The following is a 20,199-nucleotide window of genomic DNA, read 5'->3' as shown; positions in this document are numbered from 1 at the left end:
GCGAATGGCCCAAGCCGGCGCGATAGGAAACGGCGTGGGCGGGAACACGCAGAGCGAACAGCCCGACGAGCGGACTGGACGGTCGCATGGATTCCACAGCGTGGACGTTGATCCTCGTTGTCGCGGTGCTGGCCGCCGCTGCCCTCGCGGTGGCCATCGTGCTCCTGATCCGGCTCGTCCGCGCCCGCCGCGACCTGCGGCGGGCCGGACTGCCGTCCGGGCCGCGCTGGGTCTTCTGGGGCGCGGTCCTCTACCTCGTGCTCCCGGCCGACCTGCTGCCCGACCCCGTGTATCTCGACGACATCGGCGTACTGCTGCTGGCCCTGCGGTCGCTGCGCGCCCTGCCGAAGGAACCGCTGCCCGACATGCGCGGGAACCCGCGTGCGCCGACACGACGTTGACGTCTGTAGCGAGCACCACGTCGACGGGCGGCACCATGAGCGAGCTGGTTCCCGGGGCCAATATGCCCCTGCCGGGCGGCACCCTGACCCTCAGGGTGCCGGGCCCCTTCGATGTGTCCGCGCTCGTCACCGACGACAGCGGGAAGGTGCGCGGCGACGGCGACTTCGTGTTCTACAACCAGCCGTCCGCGCCCGGCGCCCGCCTCCAGGGCGAGCGCCTGACCATCGATCCCCTGAGGCTGCGGCCCGGAGCCAGCCGCGTCACCGTGGTCGTCAGCCCCGCCGACCCCGCGACGCCCCTGGGGCAACTGCCCGCGCCCACGCTGCACGTCATCGCACCGGACGGTCGTCCCCTCGCCCGGTTCACCCCGCCACGACCACAGCGGGAGACGCTGCTGCTGCTCGCCGAGCTGTATCGGCGAGGCACCTCCTGGAAACTCCGCGCCCTGAGCCAGGGCTATGCGGACGGACTGGCCGGCATCGCCCGGGACTTCGGGGTGGATGTCAGCGAGGACGACGCCCCGGCGGAACCGTCCCCCGGCGCGACGGCCGACCCGGACGGATTCCTCGGTCCGGTGAATGCCGCCCGCTCCGCGGCCGGTTCCCCGCCCGTCTCCCTCGACGCACGGCTGACGGCCGCGGCGCGGGCCCACGCCTCCGGCATGGCCGCCCGCGGACAGCTCCGTTCCGAGAGCCCGGACGGTGTGTCCGTGTACCAGCGCGTCGCCTCGGCCGGATACGCGTATCTCACCATCGGCGAACACCTCGTGTCCGGCCCGCGCACACCGGCGGAGTTCGTGGAGTACTGCCTCTCCTCCGAGCAGTCCCGGCGCACTCTGTGCGACCCCGGGTTCCGCCAGGCGGGGCTGGCGTACGTCAGCGACGGTCGCTCCGGCGTTTTGTACTGGACGGCGCTGTGGGCACTGCCCTTCAGCCCCGCGGGCCTGGAGCGGACGACACGCGAGGTCATCGCCCTCACCAACGCCGAACGGGCCGCGGCCGGTCTGCCGCCGCTGTCCGGCGATTCCCCGCTCACCGCGGCGGCCCAGGCCCACAGCGCCGACATGGTGGCCCGCGCCTTCTACGCCCACACCTCACCCGACGGCAGCCAACCCTGGGACCGGGCCGCCGCCGCGGGCTCCACCCGCCGCACCGTCGGCGAGAACATCGCGTGCGGTCAGCGCTCCTCCGCCGAGGTCGTCCGCGGCTGGATGAACAGCCCCGGCCACCGCGCCAACATCCTCAAGCCCGACTTCACCCACATAGGCGTCGGCTTCGCGGGCGGCGGCGAGGCGGGCACGTACTGGACACAGCTCTTCGGAGGCTGACCGGGGCGCCGGGGCCGCCGACAAGAACGCTTCGGCCGCGGGCTGAGGGCGCTTCGGCGGCCGACTGTAACTCTCGGCGGCCGGCAGGGGCTTTCGGGTGCGACACGCGTGTCCGGACCGGCGCTGAAATGACACGTGCGGACGCGAGATTCGGCCGTTCGTGGCTCAAGACCGTCGTTTCACCGCAGGTGGCAGAACAATGCAACCTGCTCAGCCGCCCCACGCGTACAGAATGAGCCGTCCCATGTTCAGGGCGCGATCAGGCCGGGGCGAGTGGCACCGGCGGAACGACAGGGGAGAAGAGCAGATGGTCTCAGGAATGGTCGGCACAGGTACGGCGCTCGGCGCGGTTCTGGTGTCCCTCCTGGCGGTTCCCGCACAGGCCGCCGGGCCCGCTGCGGACGGCGTCAACGCCATTTCCCGCACGGCGACTTCGCCGACGACGGCCCAGGATCTTGCGGCGCCGGATGTGACGGGGCTGGCCGACGTCATGAAGACGGCGATCAGCCAGGGCGCACCGGGAGCCATGGCGCGGATCGACGACGACGGCACGGCCTACACGGTGGCCAGGGGGGTCGCCGACCGGGGCTCCGGGCGCGCCATGAACGCGAGCGACCGCTTCAGGATCGGGAGCGCGACCAAGAGCTTCTCCGCCGTCGTACTGCTGCAACTGGTGGACGAGGGCAAGCTGGACCTCGACACCTCGGTGAACACGTATCTGCCCGGACTGCTGCCCGACGACCGGATCACGGTGCGGCACGTGCTGAGCCACCGCAGCGGCCTGTACGACTACACCAACGACATGTTCGCCGACACGGTCCCCGGCTTCGAAGCGGTGCGCAACAAGGTCTTCAGCTACCAGGACCTGGTGAACCTGTCTCTGCAGCAGCCTCTCACCAACGCGCCGGGCGCCGCCTACTCATACTCCAACACCAACTTCGTCGTCGCGGGCATGCTCATCGAGAAGCTCACCGGCCATCCCGTGGCCACGGAGTACCAGAACCGCATCATCAATCCGCTGGAGCTGAGCGACACCCTCTACGTGCACCCCGACACAGCGATCCCGGGGACGCACATCAACGGCTACCTCCCGCCCGACGGCGGCGGCGCTCTGGTGGACTCCACCGAGCAGACGGTCTCCTGGGCGCAGAGCGCCGGCGCGATGATCTCCAGCACCCATGACCTGAACGTCTTCTTCTCGGCACTGATGGGCGGAAAGCTGATGTCCGCCGCCCAACTGGCGCAGATGCAGCAGTGGACCACGGTCAACAGCACCCAGGGCTACGGCCTCGGTCTGCGCCGCCGGGACCTGTCGTGCGGGGTGTCCGTCTACGGGCACACGGGCACCGTGCAGGGCTACTACACCTACGCGTTCACCTCGAAGGACGGCAAGCGCACCATCAGCTCGCTCGCCAACACCTCCAACAACGCCGATGTGCTGAACACCATGGCCCGCACTCTGGAATCCGCGTTCTGCGGCAAGTCCGCGACCAAGGCCGCCACACGCAGCGCGGCGCCCCAGGAGCGGCACGAGGACATCGCACCGGCCATCACCCTCAACTGACCTCCCCGGCTGCGCCTGACCCCGCACGCTTCGGCCGCCGGTGCGGCGGCCCGCCAGGGGCCGGGCGCAGCTTCGGGGCCGGGGTGAGTCGTCAACTGCCGTCCGCGGCCGGATGAACAGCCCCGGCCACCACGCCGACATCCTCCACCCCGACTTCACCCACATGGACATCGGCCCCGCAGCCACTGCCGCTGCCTCTTTTCCGCCAATTCACCGATTCGAATTCACCGATTCTGATGCATCCCCGGGCAATGCAACCCAGTCCGTCTTCCAGCGCGTAGAGATGGTGCCGACGCCCGCATCCGCGGCGCGGTCCGTGCTGGAATCAATCCGGCAGAAGGAACTCGGGAGAGAAATCAGATGGTCTCAGCAACGGTGGGCACGGGTACGGCGCTCGGCGCGGTTCTGGTGTCCCTCCTGGCGGCCCCCGCGCAGGCCGCGGCGCCCGCGGCCACCGGTGGAGCCGACACCGAACGGGTCGCGGCGGCGGGGGCGTTGGCGGCGCCCGACGACGCCGGGCTGCGCAAGGTGCTGCGCACGGCGCTGACGCAGGGAGCCCCCGGCGCGATGGCGCGGATCGACGACAACGGCACAGTGCACCGGCTGACCGGGGGAGTCGCCGACCGGACCACCCGACGGGCCATCAGCACCAAGGACCGGTTTCGCGTCGGCAGCGTCACCAAGACCTTCTCCGCCGTGGTGCTGCTCCAACTCGTCGGCGAGGGCAAGCTGAAGCTGGACCGCTCGGTCAACAGATATCTGCCCGGGCTGCTGCCCGACAACGGGATCACCGTGCGCCATGTGCTGAGCCACCGCAGCGGCCTGTACGACTACACCAACGACATGTTCGCCCAGACGGTCCCCGGCTTCGAGGCCGTCCGCAACAAGGTGTTCGGCTACCGGGACCTGGTGAAGCTCTCCTTGAAGAAGCCGCGCACCAACGCGCCGGGCGCGGCCTATGCGTACTCGAACACCAATTTCGTCGTCGCGGGCATGCTCATCGAGAAGCTCACCGGCCATTCCGTGGCCACGGAATACCAGAACCGCATCTTCGAGCCCCTCAACCTCTCCGAAACCTTCTACGTCCACCCCGGCACGGCGATCCCGGGTCGCCACGCCAATGGCTACCTCACCCCCGACGCGGCCGGTGCCGCCCTGGTGGACGCGACGAAGCAGACGGTCTCCTGGGCGCAGAGCGCGGGCGCGATCATCTCCACCGCGCACGACCTGAACACCTTCTACTCCGCCCTGATCCGCGGCAAGCTCATGTCCGCCGCCCAGCTGACGCAGATGCGCAAGTGGACGACGGTCAACAGCACCACGAGCTACGGCCTCGGGCTGCGCCGCCGTGACCTGTCGTGCGGAGTCTCCGTGTACGGGCACACGGGCACTGTGCAGGGCTACTACACGTACGCCTTCACCTCGAAGGACGGCAAGCGCAGCCTCACCGCCCTGGCGAACACCTCCAACAACACCGCTGTGCTCAACACCATGTACGCCACCCTGGAATCCGCGTTCTGCGGCAAGCCCGCGCCCAAGGCCGCCCCGCGCGGCGCCGCGCCCGTGGAGCGGAACGAGAACATCGCACCCGGCGTCGCCCGCTACTGACCGCTCGCGCCGCGCCTCACCCCTGACGGTTCGGCCGCCGGTGCGGCGGCTGGTCGGGGGCGGGGCGCAGCCTCGGCGCCGGGATGGGAAGGCCCTGGGGCTTGTCGGCGTCGACGGTGACGGGTTCGCGGTAATGGCGGATCTCCAGGGGCTCGCCGGTCACCAGCGTGTACGTGGCGACGCCCGGCTCGATCTCCACGCGCAGACGGCGGCCGAGGAGCTCCAGGGAGAAGGCGAGCCGGCTGAAGCGCTCCGGCAGCCGGGGCGCGAACTCCAGGGTGCCGCCGTGGTGGCGCATGCCCCCGAACCCGGCCACCAGGGCCATCCAGGTCCCGGCGAGCGAGGCGATGTGCAGGCCGTCACGGGTGTTGTGCTCCAGGTCCTCCAGATCCATCAGCGCGGCCTCCACCAAGTAGTCGTAGGCGAGGCCCGGATGCCCGGCCTCGACCGCGATCACGGCCTGGCAGCAGGCGGACAGGGAGGAGTCCCGGACGGTGAGGGGCTCGTAGTAGGCGAAGTTGCGGGCCGTGTGCTCCTCGTCGAAGAAGGGGCTGCACTTGTACATCGCGAGCACCAGGTCGGCCTGCTTGACGACCTGTTTGCGGTAGATGTCGAAGTACGGGAAGTGCAGCATCAGCGGGTACTGGTCGGGCCGGGTGGCGGCGAAGTCCCAGCGCTGGTAGCGGGTGAACCCGGCGTGCTGTTCGTGGACGCGGAGTTCGTCGTTGTAGGGGATGTGCATGGCGTCGGCGGCGTCGTGCCAGGCGGCACTCTCCTCGGCGTCGACGCCGAGCTCCGCGGCTCGCCGAGGGTGGCGCTCGACGACGTCCGCGGCGGCCAGGAGGTTCGCACGGGCCATGAGGTTGGTGTACGTGTTGTCGTCGGCGACCGCGCTGTATTCGTCGGGTCCCGTCACCCCGTCGATGTGGAACTTCCCCTGGTGGTCGTGGTGGCCGAGCGAGCGCCACAGGCGTGCCGTCTCGACCAGCAGCTGGACCCCGGTGTCGCGTTCGAACCGCGCGTCGCCGGTGACAGCGGTGTAGCGGACCACGGCGTCGGCGATGTCGGCGTTCACATGGAAGGCGGCCGTGCCGGCGGGCCAGTACGCCGAGCCCTCCGAGCCCTCGATGGTGCGCCAGGGGAACGCGGCGCCCCGCAGGCCGAGTTGGGCCGCCCGCTCGCGTGCGGCGGGCAAGGTGTTCTGGCGCCAGCGCAGTGCCTCGGCGACGGCGCCGGGCGAGGTGTAGGTGAGCAGCGGCAGTACGAAGGTCTCGGTGTCCCAGAAGGCGTGGCCGTCGTATCCGGAGCCGGTGAGCCCCTTGGCGGGTATCGCGCGCTGTTCGGCGCGGGCGCCGGCCTGCAGGACGTGGAAGAGGGCGAAGCGGACGGCCTGCTGGATCTCTTCGTCGCCCTCCACCTCGACATCGGCGCGCGCCCAGAAGTCGTCCAGATAGGCGCGCTGTTCGTCGACCAGCGCCTGCCAGCCGCCGTGTTCGGCCGCCGCGAGCGCCGCGTCGACCTGATCGCGTACGGCCGGCAGGGACCGGGTGCTCGACCAGCCGTAGGAGACGACTTTCTCCAGACACAGCTTCTCGCCGGGTGCCAGGACGGAGGTGACGGTGAGCCGGGCGATGTCGTCGCCGCTCTCGCTGCTCGTGGTGGTCGGCTCGGGCCCGTTGACGACGTGGTCGGCGGCCGTGGCGACCCGCAGTCCGCTGCGCCGGGTGCGATGCACGAGCCGCAGCCGCCGGCCCGCCGCGAAATGTTCCTCCGCCTCCAGCGGCGCCTGCAGGGCGGTCGCGGCCCGCGGGTCGCCGCCCCGGCCGGGCAACTGCTCGTTGGCCACGAGCTCCGACTGGACGACCACGCGGACGCGGGCGTCGACGGCCTCCACCTCGTACGCGACGGCGGCGATCGCCCGTTGGGTGAAGGACACCAGCCGGGTGGAGCGCACGCGCACCGTGGAGCCGGCCGGTGAGGTCCACTCGCAGGTCCGGGTGAGCAGGCCGGTGCGCAGGTCGAGCACGCGTTCGTGGGAGCGCAGCCGTCCGTAGCGCAGATCGAACGGCTCGTCGTCGACCAGCAGACGGATGATCTTGCCATTGGTGACGTTGATGACCGTCTGGCCGGACTCGGGGTAGCCGTATCCCGCCTCGGCGTAGGGCAGCGGGTGGACCTCGTGGACGCCGTTCAGATAGGAGCCCGGAAGGCCGTGGGGTTCGCCCTCGTCGAGGTTGCCGCGCCAGCCGACATGTCCGTTGGAGAGGGCGAACACGGACTCGCTCTGCGGCAGAAGGTCGAGGTGGAGGTCGTGCTCGCGCAGGATCCAGGGCTCGACGCCGTACGACGTGTGGGTGATCACGCCCGCTCCCCCAGTTCCGCCAGATCCCGTACGACGATGTCCGCGCCGTGTGCGCGCAGGGCGGCGCCCTGTCCCACCCGGTCGACGCCGACGACGTACCCGAAGTGGCCGGAGCGGCCCGCGTCCATGCCGGCCAGCGCGTCCTCGAAGACGGCGGATTCCGCGGCCTCGACTCCGAGGTCCCGCGCGGCGGCCAGGAACGTGTCGGGGTGCGGCTTGCCGGGAAGCCGCCGCTCGGCGGCGACGACACCGTCGATCCGTACGTCGAAGAGGGACTCCGCGCCGACCGAGCGCAGGATGTCGCGGCAGTTGGTGCTGGAGGAGACGACCGCGGTCCGCAGCCCGCTCGCGCGCACCGCTTCGATGTAACGCAGCGTGCCGTCGTACGCCTCGACGCCATCGCTGCGGATCAGCTCCAGCAGCAGGTCGTTCTTGCGGTTGCCCAGGCCGTGGACGGTCATGCGGTCCGGTGGGTCGTCGGGCGCCCCCTCTGGCAGTTCTATGCCGCGAGAGGCGAGGAAGGTGCGGACGCCGTCGGCACGGGGGCGTCCGTCCACGTACTCGTCGTAGTCGGCGGTGTCGTCGAAGGGACGGAATCCGTCGCCGCCGCGCTCCCGCAGGAAGTCGTCGAACGTCCGCTTCCAGGCAGCCGCGTGGACGACGGCGGTCTTGGTGATGACGCCGTCGAGGTCGAAGAGGCAGGCCAGGATTTCTTTCGGAAGACCGAGCTCTGTCATAGGAGGAGTGTGCCCCGGGGACCTGCGGACAGTGGGTGGCGAACAACACACCGCGTCGCGTCGGATCAGTCGTGCGGGTACGAATGGTGCTCGTGGGCGACCCTCCAGCGCCCTTGTTCCTTGCGCAGTCCGAGGGTGAGCCGCAGGCGAAGGTCGGGCTGTTCGGCAAACTCCTTCGCGGTTCCGCAGCGCAGCAGGGCGTGCGCGTACGCCACATCATCGCCGGCGGTGACGTCGAGGGACTCGATCTCGAACGCCGCGCCCTGCGCCTGCCACTCGAAGAACGGCGGCCAGGTCTCGCGGTACGCGTCGATGCCATGAACCCCCTCGTAGGGCGGCGGCACGTCGTACATCACGATGTCGTCCGTGTGGTCCACCAGCACACCGTCGAGGTCGCGCTGGTGAACCGCGGCGGCCCAGCGCTCGATCAGGGTACGGATCTGCTCCTGGTCATCGTTGTTCATGGTCCATGCATGCCCCGTCCTGTCCGGGACTTCTCAACCGCTGCCCGGCACGGATACTGGGGCCATGGAATTCGCCGTCTTCATGACCTTGCCCGGCCTGGTCATCCTGCTGACGCTGGTGGCCTTCGCGGATCAGCTGCTGCTCCGGGCGGGACGGGCGGGCCTGCTGCCCTGGCGGAACGGTGCGCGGCAGGGCCAGATATCCGCGACCGGGTTCGAGCAGCTGCACGCGAGTCTGTCGCCGGGCAAGCAGAACGAGCTCAAGGAGCGGCAGTCGGCCCTGCTGATGCGGGACAACGAGGAGGACGGTGCGCCGCCGAACCGGACGACGGTCGATCTGGTCGGCGGGACCGCGGTCGTGCGGATGCCGCCGGCCGGACGGTAGGCGCGGCGCCGGTGGATACGGAACAGGAAGTCGGGGAGAACGGGTCGCCCATGACCTTCGACGATCTTCTGGAGCGGGCGGCATCGCTGGTGCGTCCCGGGCGGCGCGCCCTCCTCGGTATCGCCGGTAGTCCCGGTGCGGGCAAGACGACACTCGCCGAGCGCCTGGTCCGGCGGCTGAACGGTGCCGGTCCTGCCTGGGTCGCTCAGGTGCCGATGGACGGTTTCCATCTCGCGGACGTCGAGTTGGACCGCCTGGGCCGCCGCGACCGCAAGGGCGCTCCCGACACGTTCGACGCGGCGGGGTACGCGGCGCTGCTGCGCCGGCTGCGGGAGGACGAGGACGACCCCGTCTACGCGCCCGGCTTCGAACGGATTCTGGAGCAACCGATCGCGGGTGCCGTCCCCGTGCCCCGCACCGCCCGCCTCGTCGTGACCGAGGGCAACTACCTGCTCCTCGGGGATGCCGACTGGGCTCGCGCGCGGGCGCAGCTGGACGAGGTCTGGTTCTGCGAGCTCGACGAGGCCGAACGCCTGCGGCGTCTGGTCGCCCGCCACGAGGAGTTCGGCAAGGACCACGACACGGCGGTGGCCTGGGTGCTCGGTACGGACCAGCGCAACGCCGACCTGGTCGCCGCTACACGGGAACGCGCCGACCTGGTCGTCGATGCGGCGGTCAGCGCGGACGGAGCTCCAGTTCGGGTTCCCCTCGCGGATCGCCCGCGGGATCGCCGATCCGTGCGGTGAACGCCTCGGTGCGGATGGTCAGTTCCGCCGGGCTCCCCTCGAAAGCGGGGGTGAAGGCGCCGCCGGGGCCGTACCGCACCGCGAAGACGTGCAGTTCCTCCGGAGCGCCGGGAGCCGGGTCCGCTTCGAGGGCCGTGGAGGCCACGAGATGCCGCCAGCCGTCGTCCGGGTTGCCGTAGCCGCGCGGGTCGGCCGCCAGGGCGAAGGCCGCCAGCTCCTGGGTCGTCTCCGAGCGGGCGTCGAAGTGGTCGGCGCCCTCCGCCCGCGGGTGCGTCAGCCTCAGGGCACCGGCGGAGGTCACGTCGGACTCCGCGGTTCTGCGGACCCGGTCGCCGTCGTCCTTGGCGTACGGCAGCCCGGCGAGCAGGTAGGGAGTTCCGTCCAGCCGTTCCACGGCGACCGTCACCCACAGGCTCGTGCCGTTGGTGACGTACAGGGACCGGACGTGGCGCAGGACGTGGTCGCGGCCGACGACCGGCTTGCTGACGAGCTTGGCCGTCAGCGCGTCGGTGCGCAGGTCGCGTACGCGGACCTCGCCCATGGGGCGGCACAGCAGGAACCCGTCGGTGACCGGGCCGAAGCCGTGCCGGCGGTTGACCGCGGCGGCCAGGTAGTACGTGCCCACCGCCTCGACCAGCGACGGGGTCATCCGGTCGTCGAAGGCCACCGAGACCGTTCCCGCGCGGAGTTGATGGCGTACGGGGTCCTTCGAGGGTGCGCGGTGCCAGCGCGAGGTGTCCTGGATCTGCCAGACCAGCATGAAGGCGAAGTGGCCGTCGATGCCTCCGTCCCGTTGGACCGCGTGCCGGCCCCAGCGGGTGTCTCCCCGGTAGCGGCCGAGGTCGGCGCCGATGCGGTGGCCGAAGTAGCGCAGGCCGAGCACCGACTCGAAGCCGGAGTGCTGTTCGCTGTAGCGGGGGCCGCCGTTGTCGTAGCCGCCGACAGTCAGGCGCGCGTCGATGTAGCGGGCGAGGGCGTCACCGTCCGCGGCGAAGATCTCCTCGCCGCTGATCCGGTGGGCCTGGGCGAGGAAGGACAGGGAGATCGGGCCGTAGTTGTTGTCGTACGCTCCACCGTGCTCCGGGGGCAGGAGCGCGCCCCGGTCGCGTACCCGCCGGGCGCGGATCTCGTCGCCGTACAGGCTCATGGCGCGGGCACGGACCGCCTCCGCTTCCTTCGTGGGGAGGTGGCGGGCGAGCATGAGCCCACCGACGACACAGCCGATGGCCTGGTTCCCGGCCTCCTGAGGATTGAAGAATGTCGCCTCGGTGAGCCAGTGCCAGTAGCCGTGTGCCAGCTCGACGAGTTCGTGGCGTTCTTCGTCGGGGACGATCGGGTCGGCCGTGGCCAGGATGTTCACCGCCTGGAGCAGCGCCCACACCGTGCTCGGCCAGTCACCGATGGGGTGCGCGCCGGCTTCCAGTACGTAACGGGCGTACGGCAGGCCGGATCTGCGGATCCTCAGGTTCGGGTAACCGGGGTTGTCCTCGGTGAACACCCGCTCGCGCAGATGGAAGCGCAGGCTGCGGCACACGGCCTGCGGCAGGCGGGGATCCTTCGTACGCTGCCGGGCAAGTGCCAGCAGCGCGGTGATGCCGAGTGAGGTGTCGCCGATGTCGTCGAGGGCGGCGGGGTGTTCGAGGCTGCCTTCGGGGGTGAGGCGGGCCAGCGCCTCTTCGGCGAGGGCGGTGAGGACGGCGTCGTACGCGGCCGGATCGTCCGGGAGGTCGTGCAGCGGGCCGCGCTGATGGGGAAGATGCACCGGATGTCAGCCCTTCATGCCGGAGGTCGCCAGGCCCTCTACCAGTCTCTTCTGGAAGATGAGGAAGCAGATGAGCGTGGGCAGGAGGGCGAGTGTCGACATGGCGAACATCGCGCCGTACGACGAGCCGCTGGTCTTGTCCAGGAACAGGGTGAGGCCGAGCGGCACGGTGAAACGGGCGTTCTGCTGGAGGTAGACGAGCTGGCTGAGGAAGTCGTCGTAGGTCCAGATGAAGGTGAAGATGGTCGTGGTGACCAGGGCCGGGCGCATCAGGGGCAGGATGATCTTCCAGTGGATCTGGAAGGGGTTGGCGCCGTCCATCATGGCGGCCTGGTCCAGCTCGCGCGGAATGGAACGGATGAACTGGACCATGAGGAAGATGAAGAAGGCGTCCACCGCGAGGAACTTGGGCACGATCAGCGGCAGGAAAGTGTTGATCCAGGTCAGGTTGTAGAAGATCGTGTACTGCGGGATCAGCGTCGCCTGCATGGGCAGCATCAGCGTGCCGAGCATGATGCCGAACCAGATCTTCTTGCCGCGGAACTCGAAGCGCGCGAAGGCGTAGGCGGCCAGCGAGCAGGAGACGACGTTGCCGATCACCGCGCCGATCGTGACGATCAGCGAGTTGGTGATGTAGAGGGAGAAGGAGTTGCCGGAGCCGCTCCAGCCCTCGGAGTAGTTCTCCGGGCGCAGCGCGTTCGGGACGAGCCCGGGGTGGGTGAAGATCTCGGTGTCGGGCTTGACCGAGCTGCTCAGCATCCACAGCAGCGGGTACAGCATGGCGATCGCCATGCCGATCAGCAGCGTATGGACCAGGATGCGACGGGGGCCGCTGAGCGAGCGCAGCTTCTGCAGTGGCGAAACGGACGGGGTGATGGCGGACATGGGCTGACTCCTCGCTCAGTCGTCGTAGTGGACCCAGTAGCGGCTGGTAATGAAGTTGACCGCCGTGAAGCCGGCGATGACCAGGAACAGCACCCAGGCCAGCGCCGAGGCGTACCCCATCTGCACCGTCTCCGTGCCCGCGCGGGACAGCGTTCCGTCGCGGATCACGTCCGTACGAGCAGTGGATGGCGGCCGCACGACCCGGCCGCCGCCGCGTGGCTGACCGCACTGGTCGGTGACGCGCTGCCACCGGGACACGTCCGTCCGCCGTCGCCGTGGGCGGACACGCCTGCGAGACGCCCCGCCAGTGCGAGGAGATCCGCGCCGCGCTGCGGGAGCGGCTCGATGTGCCCGCGCTCGTCATGGGTGACGCCGAACTCCTGGTCCCCGCCGCGGGGCTCGACAAGGGCGTCGGCCTGGTCGCCGGTGCCGGATCAGTGGCGGTGGGCCGGCTCGCAGACGGAAGCCCCGTTCAGGTCGGTGGCTGGGGTGCGGTGCTCGGCGACGAAGGCGGTTCGGCCGGTCTCGTCCGTGAGGCGGCACGGGCCGCGTGGGCCGCGCACGATCGCGGCGAGGACCCGGACGCGCTGGCTCTGGCACTCATCGCCGCGTTCGAGGTGAGCGAAGTGCCCGCGCTCGGCGCGGCCTTGGAGAGCGCCACGGATGTCTCCGCCGAGTGGGGGCGACACGCACGAGTCGTGTTCGCGGCCGCCGAGGCGGGCTCGGCGCTCGCCCGCCGGGTGATCGCGGAGCGCGGACGAGCGCTCGCCGGGCTCGTCGTGCGCCTCGCCGAACGTGGGGTCGCCGTCGACGACGTCGTGGTGGCGGGCAGCACCGTCCTCGCCCAACCCGCCCTGTACGACGCCTTCGTGGCGTCGCTGGCCGAGGCCTTTGCGGGTGCCACCCGTCGAGGGGGCGGTGGCGCCGGCCCGTTCACGCGTATGACATGTCTCGGACGCCGAGCCCCACCCGGCCCGACATGACTCGGCCGTAGATCTTCGCTCGTACGACACACCCTCGCCACGGGACACCTGCGACTGACACGTCTCATGTGCTCCCTGACGTCCGGTCCATCGAACGATCTCCCACCGGCCGCACGGCCGAAGAACTCGAGAGAGGCACACCCATGCCGTCACCAGCCGGGCACCGCGCCATCCCCTCGGCCGGTCAACTCACCGTCAACAGGCGGGGATTTCTCAGAGCCTCCCTGGGCGCGTCAGCCGGCCTGCTGGCCGCTCCGACCGTCGTCGGCCGGCTCGCCGCCGCGGACGCGAAGGCCGCCACGGGTCCCGCCGCGTTCGTCGACGACTACACGACCAACGTCCTGACCAACCTGACGCCCGAGACCAACGCGGTGGTCCGGATCCTCGGCGGCATGGCCGAGCTGTGGAAAACCGGTGACGCGTGGAACGCCGGCACGCCGCTGCAACCCGAGGTGCTGCGCGCCAACATGCGCTATTGCGCCCGGATCGCCGCCGCCCGCACCGACGCGCAGGCCAAGGAAGCATTCATCTACGACCGCCAGCACCAGAGTTACGCGATGATCGCGGGCCTGGGTCCACTGGCCGACCTGTACACGTCGGGTGCCCAGGCGGTCACGTCGATCACCAGCGCGCCGGACGGCACCCCCGCCGGGAAGATCAACGACGCGGTGCCCGCCGACGCTCCGGCCGGTTCCACGCTCGGCGCGGGCTCGCACACCTCCGCACTCGGCAAGGTGGCCGAGCTGGTCGACACGGTGCGCGGCCCGTTCGCATCGGGCAACCCGGCCAAGTACGCCTACCAGTACCCGCGCCCATGGCGCATGAACGAGGACAGTGAGGTCGTCGACACGGGCAAGGTCGACACGCTCGGCTTCCCCGTCTACGACTCCTACGTGATCGTCGCCCCTCAACTGCTGTGGCAGCGCGGCACGACGCCGACCGACGACGGCGGCTTCCCCAGCGGGCACACCAACGCCTTCCACCTGGCGGCCCTGGCGTACGCGTACGCCGTGCCGGAGCGATTCCAGGAGCTGGTGGCCCGCGCCTTCGAGCTCAGCCACACCCGCATCATGGCGGGCATGCACTCCCCCGTCGACGTCCTGGGCGGCCGGATCATGGCCACTGCCCTGGCCGCCGCCACGCTCGCCGATCCGCAGTACGCGGACCTCAAGGCTGCGGCCCGCGCCCAGGCCGCCGCGTACTTCCAGCAGCAGACCGGTACGACGGCGGACACGCTGTACGCCTACGCCCACGCGGCCGGCGTCGAAACCGACCCGTACGCCGACCGGACCGCCAATGCCCGCGCGCTCGAGCCGCGTCTGACGTACGTGCTGACCCGGCACGGCCGCTCCGAGGAAATGAGCGTGCCCAAGGGGGCCGAGGTCCTGCTGGAGACACGCCTGCCCTACCTCGACGCCGCGCAGCGTCGCGAGGTGCTCCGCACGACCGCACTCCCCTCCGGGTACGTGCTGCTCGACGGCTTCGAGCAGTGGGGGCGCCTCAACCTGTTCGCCGCCGCCGACGGGTACGGCGCGTTCCACTCGGACGTGACCGTCACCCTGAACGCGGCCGACGGCGGCTTCGGCGCGGCGGACACATGGCGCAACGACATCTCCGGCTGCGGCGGCCTGATCAAGCGCGGCAGCGGCTCACTCACCCTGACGGGAACCAACCGTCACACGGGCGGCACGCTGCTGGAGGAAGGTGTGCTGACCGCCGGTTCCTCGGGCGCTCTCGGACACGGTGACGTCCGGGTGGAGGGCGGCACGCTGCGGGTGGCTCCGGCGACGACCGCTCGTGTGCGTGGCGCCTACGCGCAGGCATCCGGCGCGACCTTGGAGGTGACGCTGCGCGAGGGCCGCACCCCCGCGCTGACGGTGGACCGGCGGGTACTGCTGGGCCGGGACGCCACGCTCTCGGTGCGGCTGGACACCGAACGGCCGCCGGCCGCGGGAACCACGATTTTGGTGATCGGGACGTCGGCGCTGCGGGGTCGGTTCGGACGGATCGACGTGCGGGCGGACGGGTACCGAGCGGTGCCGGTGTACACGGCCGAGGGGTTGTCCGTACGGCTGACCAAGCACTGACAATGGGTCGACGGCCGACACTGTCGGCCCCTTCACATGTCCTGCGACAGGTCGGTGTCCGATTCCCGCCGGACGGAGTGCCGGACAAGCGGCAAAATTGCTGGTGGAGCGATCCCGGTACCGCTTGAAGCACTCTTGAGAGGACCCTCCCGATGACGGTCTGTACGACCATCGACAGCCCCCTCGGTGAGCTGCTGCTCGTGGGCGAGAAGTCGGCCACTGCGAGGGGCGGCACGGCACTGGCCTCGCTGTCGATGCCTTGCCAGAAGCACGGGGCCGTCGTCCAGGACGACTGGGTCGAGGACGGGGACGCGTTCGCCGAGATCGCCTCCCAGCTGCGCTCCTACTTCGACGGCACGCTGACCCGCTTCGACATCGAGTACGTCACGCGCGGCAGCGACTTCCAGCAGCGGGTCTGGAAGGCCCTGGAGACGATCCCGTACGGGACGACGACCAGCTACGGCGAGATCGCCGCGCGGATCGGCGCGTCGCGGGCCGCGGTGCGTGCCGTGGGTACGGCGATCGGCGCGAACCCGTTGCTGCTCGTGCGCCCCTGCCACCGGGTGATCGGCGCGAGCGGAGCGCTCACCGGCTATGCCGCAGGCCTGGAACGCAAGCGGCAGCTTCTGGATCTGGAGAGCGTGGGGGCGTGAGGGTTCGGCTCCTGAGCAGAAGGGCGAACTTCGGGGGGCGTTACCCAGATCGTGCTCGCCATGACTTCATCAGCGGCGTCTTCGGCGGTGTTGACGACGTCGCGCAGGGCGTCGGCGTACAACTGCGGACGCAGCACTGCCAGCACGGCTGCCGCGACGGCCGCCGTGAGCAGTCAGGCCTCCCAGCGACCGCCCGCGGGACCGCTCACCGCACACGCTCGGCGAACTTGGTGGCCCTGCCGAGGAGCCACTCCAGCGGACCTCGCCGGAAGGAGCGCGACCACAGCGTCGCGAACACGGTCATGGCCGCGATGAAGCCGAGCAGGACGTGCAGCGGCAAGCCGGAGAGATCGTCGATGCCGAGGACCTGCATGCCGATGATGTGGAAGACGTACGCGGTCAGGGACATGGCGCCGACGGCGGCCACCGGGCGGGCGAGCCCGCGGAAGCGGGGAGAGGCATCGGTGGCGGCGATGCAGGCGGTCAGGACGACGATGGCCACCCCGGTGCTGGCCACGACGGAGAGCGTCGTCTCGCTGTGCGGGGACGCCGCCAGCAGCCAGGCGGGGGTGTCCCCGGTCGGGTAGCCCACGGAGTCGGACCACCAGGCGGACAGGGGCGATCCGCCGCCGTCCTGGCTGGCGGCGCCGATGGCCGCGGCGGCGCCGTGGACGAGGTGCAGGGCGAGCCAGGAGCCGCCGTATCCGAGCACGGCCAGAGCGCCGCCGGTGACCGCGAGGCGTATGCGCACGGTCGTGGACGCCAGGTCGAGCCGGGCCACGGCCATGCCCGCGATGACGAAGGGGATCCAGGCCAGTGCCGGGTAGCTGCCGGTGAAGAGCAGCGAGACGATGCCGTCGGCGTCGGCGGGCCAGGCCCAGATTCCGCCCGGATCGCCGTCGGCACCGCCCGAGTCGAGGGCGCGCTGCACCACGTACAGGACCTGCGGAAGGATCACGACAGTGCTCGCGGCGATGATCGCCAGCGGGCGGGCGCCGAGCCGGTACAGCGGCAGGACCAGGAGGAAGTACAGGCCGTAGAAGGCGAGGATCACCTCGACGGGGGTTCCGCTCATCGTGAGTGCGGTGCCCAGGCCCACCAGGATGACGGCCCTGATCACCACCTTGGCGACTGCCTGGCGACCCGCCCGGCCCGTCTTCGGCGCCCTCCGGCCGGTGATCAGAACGATCGAGAAGCCGGCCAGGAAGGCGAAGAGCGCGGAGGAGCGGCCGTGCGAGAGCTCCATGAGGAAGCCGGTCGTGCCGCCCTCCGAGGGGTCGGGGCCGAGATGGGCCGCGTACATCCCGAAGACGGCGAGCCCGCGGGCAAGATCAACGCCGATGAGCCGTCCGAGCGCGGAAGGGGCGGTCGTGAACGCCTCGGTTGCGGTCCGGGCAGCGAGTTGCGCACCAGCCGCGTTCTGTGTCATGTCTTCAGGCTGGAGAGAACGCCGATCGGCGGGTATCCGGCAGGCGTCCGGTCCTTACCCGCCGGGTGGCGGGTAAGGACCCGGCTGGGCGCGGGCCCATCCGGGGCTGCCCACTCGATGCCTCCGGACGGCCCGCGCCTGAGCCGCCCCACGGGGAGTGCGACTCCCAGTGGCGGGCTCCCCCATTTGGTGCATTCATGGAGGGAAACGCCGGTTCCGGCAGGCGATCCAGCGTGCCCATGCCATCCGGCGGACATGCGTCACAGCGGCTGATCGAGAGCTGAGGTAACGGTATGGCGTTCGTGAACGTGGGCCAGGAGAACGTCACACCGATCGCTCGCGTGCCGTGTCGCCGTACCGCGTGAGGGCGCCGACCATCCGGCTCGCCGGCCGGTTCCCCCTCCCCCGGACGACTGGAACCGTCCCCCCAGGTGGCTGGTGTGTCCGGCCGGCGCGCTCGATGGGGCGGGGCTCGTTCTAGGGTCTGGGCTACGACATCAACGTGCGGCCCCAGACGTACGCACGACGAACGATGAGACGGCGGAACGCGCGTGATCCGGGTAGTGGTGGTGGACGACGAGGCCCTGGTGCGTTCCGGGTTCGAGCTCATTCTGAGCGCGGCCGACGACATCGAGGTCGTCGCGACCACGGCGGGCGGGGAGGCGGTCGACGCGGTGCTGCGGGAGCGGCCGGACGTCGTGCTGCTGGACATCCGGATGCCGGACGTCGACGGGTTGACCGTGCTGCGGAAGCTTCGGTCGGTGCCGGACGCCCCGGTGGTGGCGATGCTGACGACGTTCGACGCGGACGAGTACATCCTGACCGCGCTGCGCTCCGGCGCCGCGGGGTTCCTGCTCAAGGACACCGCGCCCGACCAACTCGCCCAGCTCATCCGCACGCTGGCCGCGGGCGGTGTCGTGATGTCGCCGAAGGCGTCCCGTGCCGTCTGGCAGAGCCACCCGGGGGCCGCCGCCGACGACGATGCGGGGGCCACCCGCGTCGGACGGCTCACCGAGCGCGAGCGCGAGGTGCTGGTGCTGATCGCGGACGGACTGTCCAACGCCGACATCGGGACCCGCATCCATCTCAGCGCGGGCACCGTCAAGGACCATGTCAGCGCGATCCTCACCAAACTGCGGGTGAGCAGCCGGGTTCAGGCGGCGCTGCTCGCCCAGCGGGCCGGTCTGCTCGACGAGCGGAACCGAGCGGAGTCCGGACGATGACCACGGGCAAGGGGTTGTCGCCGCGCGGAACGGGCACGGGGGGCCGGGCGCGTGCAACAGGCCACGAGTCCTCGGCCCGGGACTCGTCGCTCGTGGCGCGCGCGACCGGCAAGGGCTTGTGGGCGCGCACGCCGCCTTGGGCCGTCGACGGCGGGCTCGTCCTTCTCGCGGCCGTGGACGCCTGGGTCAATCTGTTGGACGCGACCCGCCTCGCGGTGGCACCGGCAGCGGTGGCCTGCGCGGCGCTCGCCTTCCGTCGGCGCTTCCCGTTCGTCGTCTTCCTGCTCACGCTCCCCGCCAGCGTGATGGTGGACATCGTGGTCGCCCCGATCGCCGCGCTGTTCACCCTGGCCGAACGGTCGCGTGATCGTCGCCTACTCGTCGGCTGCGCCGTCCTGTTCGCCCTCGCCGCCTCCACGCCATGGCCGCCGGCCGACCTTTCCTCGCACGACCGCACCTGGACCCTGATCTACTTCGTCTACACCCTGGGCACCGCCGCCGCCCCCGTTCTGCTGGGCCAACTCGTGCAGGCGCGCGGAGATCTGTCCCGCCGGCTCGTCGAGATCGAGGAGGCGCGGGAGCAGGAAAGGCTGCTGCACTCCCAGGCGGTGCTGGCCCGTGAACGCGCCCAACTCGCCCGTGAGATGCACGACGTCGTCTCGCACCAGGTCAGCCTGATCGCCGTACAGGCCGGGGCCCTGCAAGTGGCGGCCAAGGACTCCGGCTTCCAGGAGGGCGCCCGCACCATCCGGTCGCTGAGCGTCGACACCCTCGACGAACTGCGCCACATGGTCACGCTGTTGCGCGCCTCCGGTGGCCGCGCCACCGAGCTCACCCCGCAGCCCACACTCGCCGATCTCCACAAACTCGTCTCGACGAGCGGCATCGAGGCGGAACTGACCGGTGAACTCCCCTCCGACATCCCCACCCCTGCCCAGCGCGCCATCTACCGCACCGTGCAGGAAGCCCTCACCAACGTACGCAAACACGCGCCCGGCGCCACCGCGACCATCCTGCTCGACAGCGACGGCGGCCACTTCGGCGTGACCGTCACCAACACCTCCCCGACGCGGCCCTCCCTGCCGCTGCCCGGCTCGTACCAGGGACTGGTCGGTCTCCGGGAGCGTGCCGAACTCCTCCACGGCACCTTCGAGTCGGGGCCGACCGTCGAAGGCGGCTACCGGGTCACGCTCCGCATCCCGGCTCACGCGGACTGAGCAAGCGCACGTCGATGTCCCCTAGGCACCCCTGGGCATGCCTCACGGGTGTACGGGGCAACGCTGACGCCGTTGGGAGGCAAGGCTCTCTACGACGACGCGGCCGGGTATCGCGGCGTCCCCGCAGGAGGTCAACCAGTGGATCCGCAGCAACGGCGGTTCGATGCCGTGGTCGACTGCGACAGGGCGGGCCCGCGATCCGCGGCGGCCTTCGCGGCTCCTGGCCGCGACCGACGACGGCGACCATCCGCACCTCAACCCGAGCGGCTGCCGGCTCTTCGCCGAGGCCGTCCCCGCCCGGCTGTTCCGGCTCACACCACTGCCGGAGGACTTCGGCCCCGCTCAGAGGTGAGTTCTGCGGTGAT

The 20,199-nt window shown here is 70.7% G+C and carries 17 protein-coding genes and 1 pseudogene; 12 read left to right on the top strand and 6 right to left on the bottom strand.

The window, feature by feature from the left end; genetic code table 11:
* The first annotated feature begins 86 nt into the window (after positions 1-86).
* The 4 genes from OG390_RS47635 (at position 87) to OG390_RS47620 (ending at position 4,901) form a co-directional block, all read left to right on the top strand.
* Positions 87-401, top strand: a complete 315-nt coding sequence (locus OG390_RS47635) for a DUF1232 domain-containing protein (RefSeq protein ID WP_406176826.1) — start codon at positions 87-89, stop codon at positions 399-401.
* 35 nt (positions 402-436) lie between these two features.
* Complete coding sequence (locus tag OG390_RS47630; RefSeq protein WP_406176824.1) at positions 437-1,729, top strand: CAP domain-containing protein; 1,293 nt, start codon at positions 437-439, stop codon at positions 1,727-1,729.
* Positions 1,730-2,036: 307 nt separating this feature from the next.
* Positions 2,037-3,293, top strand: coding sequence for a serine hydrolase domain-containing protein (locus tag OG390_RS47625; RefSeq protein WP_406176822.1), 1,257 nt, complete (start codon positions 2,037-2,039; stop codon positions 3,291-3,293).
* A gap of 360 nt (positions 3,294-3,653) precedes the next feature.
* Positions 3,654-4,901: a serine hydrolase domain-containing protein gene (locus OG390_RS47620; protein ID WP_406176821.1), complete on the top strand. Its 1,248-nt coding sequence runs from the start codon at positions 3,654-3,656 to the stop codon at positions 4,899-4,901.
* A gap of 16 nt (positions 4,902-4,917) precedes the next feature.
* On the opposite strand, the gene OG390_RS47615 is transcribed toward OG390_RS47620, so the two are convergent.
* The 3 genes from OG390_RS47615 to OG390_RS47605 form a co-directional block, all read right to left on the bottom strand.
* Positions 4,918-7,263 carry a glycoside hydrolase family 65 protein gene (locus tag OG390_RS47615; protein WP_406176819.1) on the bottom strand — a complete coding sequence of 782 codons (2,346 nt, stop codon included), beginning with the start codon at positions 7,261-7,263 and terminating at the stop codon, positions 4,918-4,920.
* Positions 7,260-8,000 carry an HAD family hydrolase gene (locus OG390_RS47610; RefSeq protein ID WP_406176817.1) on the bottom strand — a complete coding sequence of 247 codons (741 nt, stop codon included), beginning with the start codon at positions 7,998-8,000 and terminating at the stop codon, positions 7,260-7,262. Before OG390_RS47610 ends, OG390_RS47615 begins: the two co-directional genes overlap by 4 nt.
* A gap of 65 nt (positions 8,001-8,065) precedes the next feature.
* Entirely contained in the window at positions 8,066-8,464 is a 399-nt protein-coding gene (locus tag OG390_RS47605) for a YybH family protein (protein WP_406176815.1), read from the bottom strand.
* A gap of 64 nt (positions 8,465-8,528) precedes the next feature.
* On the opposite strand from OG390_RS47605, the gene OG390_RS47600 reads away from it, so the two are divergent.
* Together OG390_RS47600 and OG390_RS47595 are read left to right on the top strand one after the other, a co-directional pair.
* Positions 8,529-8,849 (top strand): DUF6191 domain-containing protein, encoded by a 321-nt coding sequence (locus OG390_RS47600; protein ID WP_406176813.1) that lies wholly within the window; start codon positions 8,529-8,531, stop codon positions 8,847-8,849.
* Positions 8,850-8,899: 50 nt separating this feature from the next.
* A complete protein-coding gene (locus OG390_RS47595) occupies positions 8,900-9,595 on the top strand; it encodes a nucleoside/nucleotide kinase family protein (RefSeq protein WP_406176811.1) in 696 nt (231 codons plus the stop codon).
* On the opposite strand, the gene OG390_RS47590 is transcribed toward OG390_RS47595, so the two are convergent.
* Together OG390_RS47590 and OG390_RS47585 are read right to left on the bottom strand one after the other, a co-directional pair.
* Positions 9,525-11,357, bottom strand: coding sequence for a hypothetical protein (locus tag OG390_RS47590; RefSeq protein WP_406176809.1), 1,833 nt, complete (start codon positions 11,355-11,357; stop codon positions 9,525-9,527). The genes OG390_RS47595 and OG390_RS47590 overlap by 71 nt on opposite strands.
* A 6-nt stretch (positions 11,358-11,363) precedes the next feature.
* Positions 11,364-12,242 carry a carbohydrate ABC transporter permease gene (locus OG390_RS47585; protein WP_406176807.1) on the bottom strand — a complete coding sequence of 293 codons (879 nt, stop codon included), beginning with the start codon at positions 12,240-12,242 and terminating at the stop codon, positions 11,364-11,366.
* Positions 12,243-12,362: 120 nt separating this feature from the next.
* Between OG390_RS47585 and OG390_RS47580 the strand changes: the two are divergent.
* The 3 genes and pseudogenes from OG390_RS47580 to OG390_RS47570 all read left to right on the top strand — a co-directional run bounded on the left by OG390_RS47580 (position 12,363) and on the right by OG390_RS47570 (position 15,965).
* Positions 12,363-13,187: pseudogene (locus OG390_RS47580) on the top strand (BadF/BadG/BcrA/BcrD ATPase family protein).
* A gap of 181 nt (positions 13,188-13,368) precedes the next feature.
* The gene (locus OG390_RS47575; protein WP_406176805.1) at positions 13,369-15,312 is read left to right on the top strand and encodes a phosphatase PAP2 family protein; all 1,944 of its coding nucleotides are present in this window, start codon (positions 13,369-13,371) and stop codon (positions 15,310-15,312) included.
* A gap of 152 nt (positions 15,313-15,464) precedes the next feature.
* Complete coding sequence (locus OG390_RS47570; RefSeq protein WP_406176804.1) at positions 15,465-15,965, top strand: methylated-DNA--[protein]-cysteine S-methyltransferase; 501 nt, start codon at positions 15,465-15,467, stop codon at positions 15,963-15,965.
* 205 nt (positions 15,966-16,170) lie between these two features.
* Here OG390_RS47570 and OG390_RS47565 read toward each other — a convergent pair whose 3' ends face one another.
* Complete coding sequence (locus OG390_RS47565; protein WP_406176803.1) at positions 16,171-17,394, bottom strand: DUF418 domain-containing protein; 1,224 nt, start codon at positions 17,392-17,394, stop codon at positions 16,171-16,173.
* A 551-nt stretch (positions 17,395-17,945) separates the two neighbouring features.
* Here OG390_RS47565 and OG390_RS47560 point away from each other — a divergent pair.
* The 3 genes from OG390_RS47560 to OG390_RS47550 all read left to right on the top strand — a co-directional run bounded on the left by OG390_RS47560 (position 17,946) and on the right by OG390_RS47550 (position 20,186).
* A complete protein-coding gene (locus tag OG390_RS47560) occupies positions 17,946-18,617 on the top strand; it encodes a response regulator (RefSeq protein ID WP_406176802.1) in 672 nt (223 codons plus the stop codon).
* The gene (locus tag OG390_RS47555; RefSeq protein ID WP_406176800.1) at positions 18,614-19,834 is read left to right on the top strand and encodes a sensor histidine kinase; all 1,221 of its coding nucleotides are present in this window, start codon (positions 18,614-18,616) and stop codon (positions 19,832-19,834) included. The genes OG390_RS47560 and OG390_RS47555 overlap by 4 nt, the downstream gene beginning before the upstream one ends.
* A 163-nt stretch (positions 19,835-19,997) precedes the next feature.
* The gene (locus OG390_RS47550) at positions 19,998-20,186 is read left to right on the top strand and encodes a hypothetical protein (protein WP_406176798.1); all 189 of its coding nucleotides are present in this window, start codon (positions 19,998-20,000) and stop codon (positions 20,184-20,186) included.
* Positions 20,187-20,199: the final 13 nt, after the last annotated feature.

This window comes from Streptomyces sp. NBC_00996, from assembly GCF_045162675.1.
In the GTDB taxonomy this organism is placed as follows: domain Bacteria; phylum Actinomycetota; class Actinomycetes; order Streptomycetales; family Streptomycetaceae; genus Streptomyces.
Note: the sequence above shows the minus strand (reverse complement) of the source record. Positions and strands in the feature narration are given on the sequence as shown.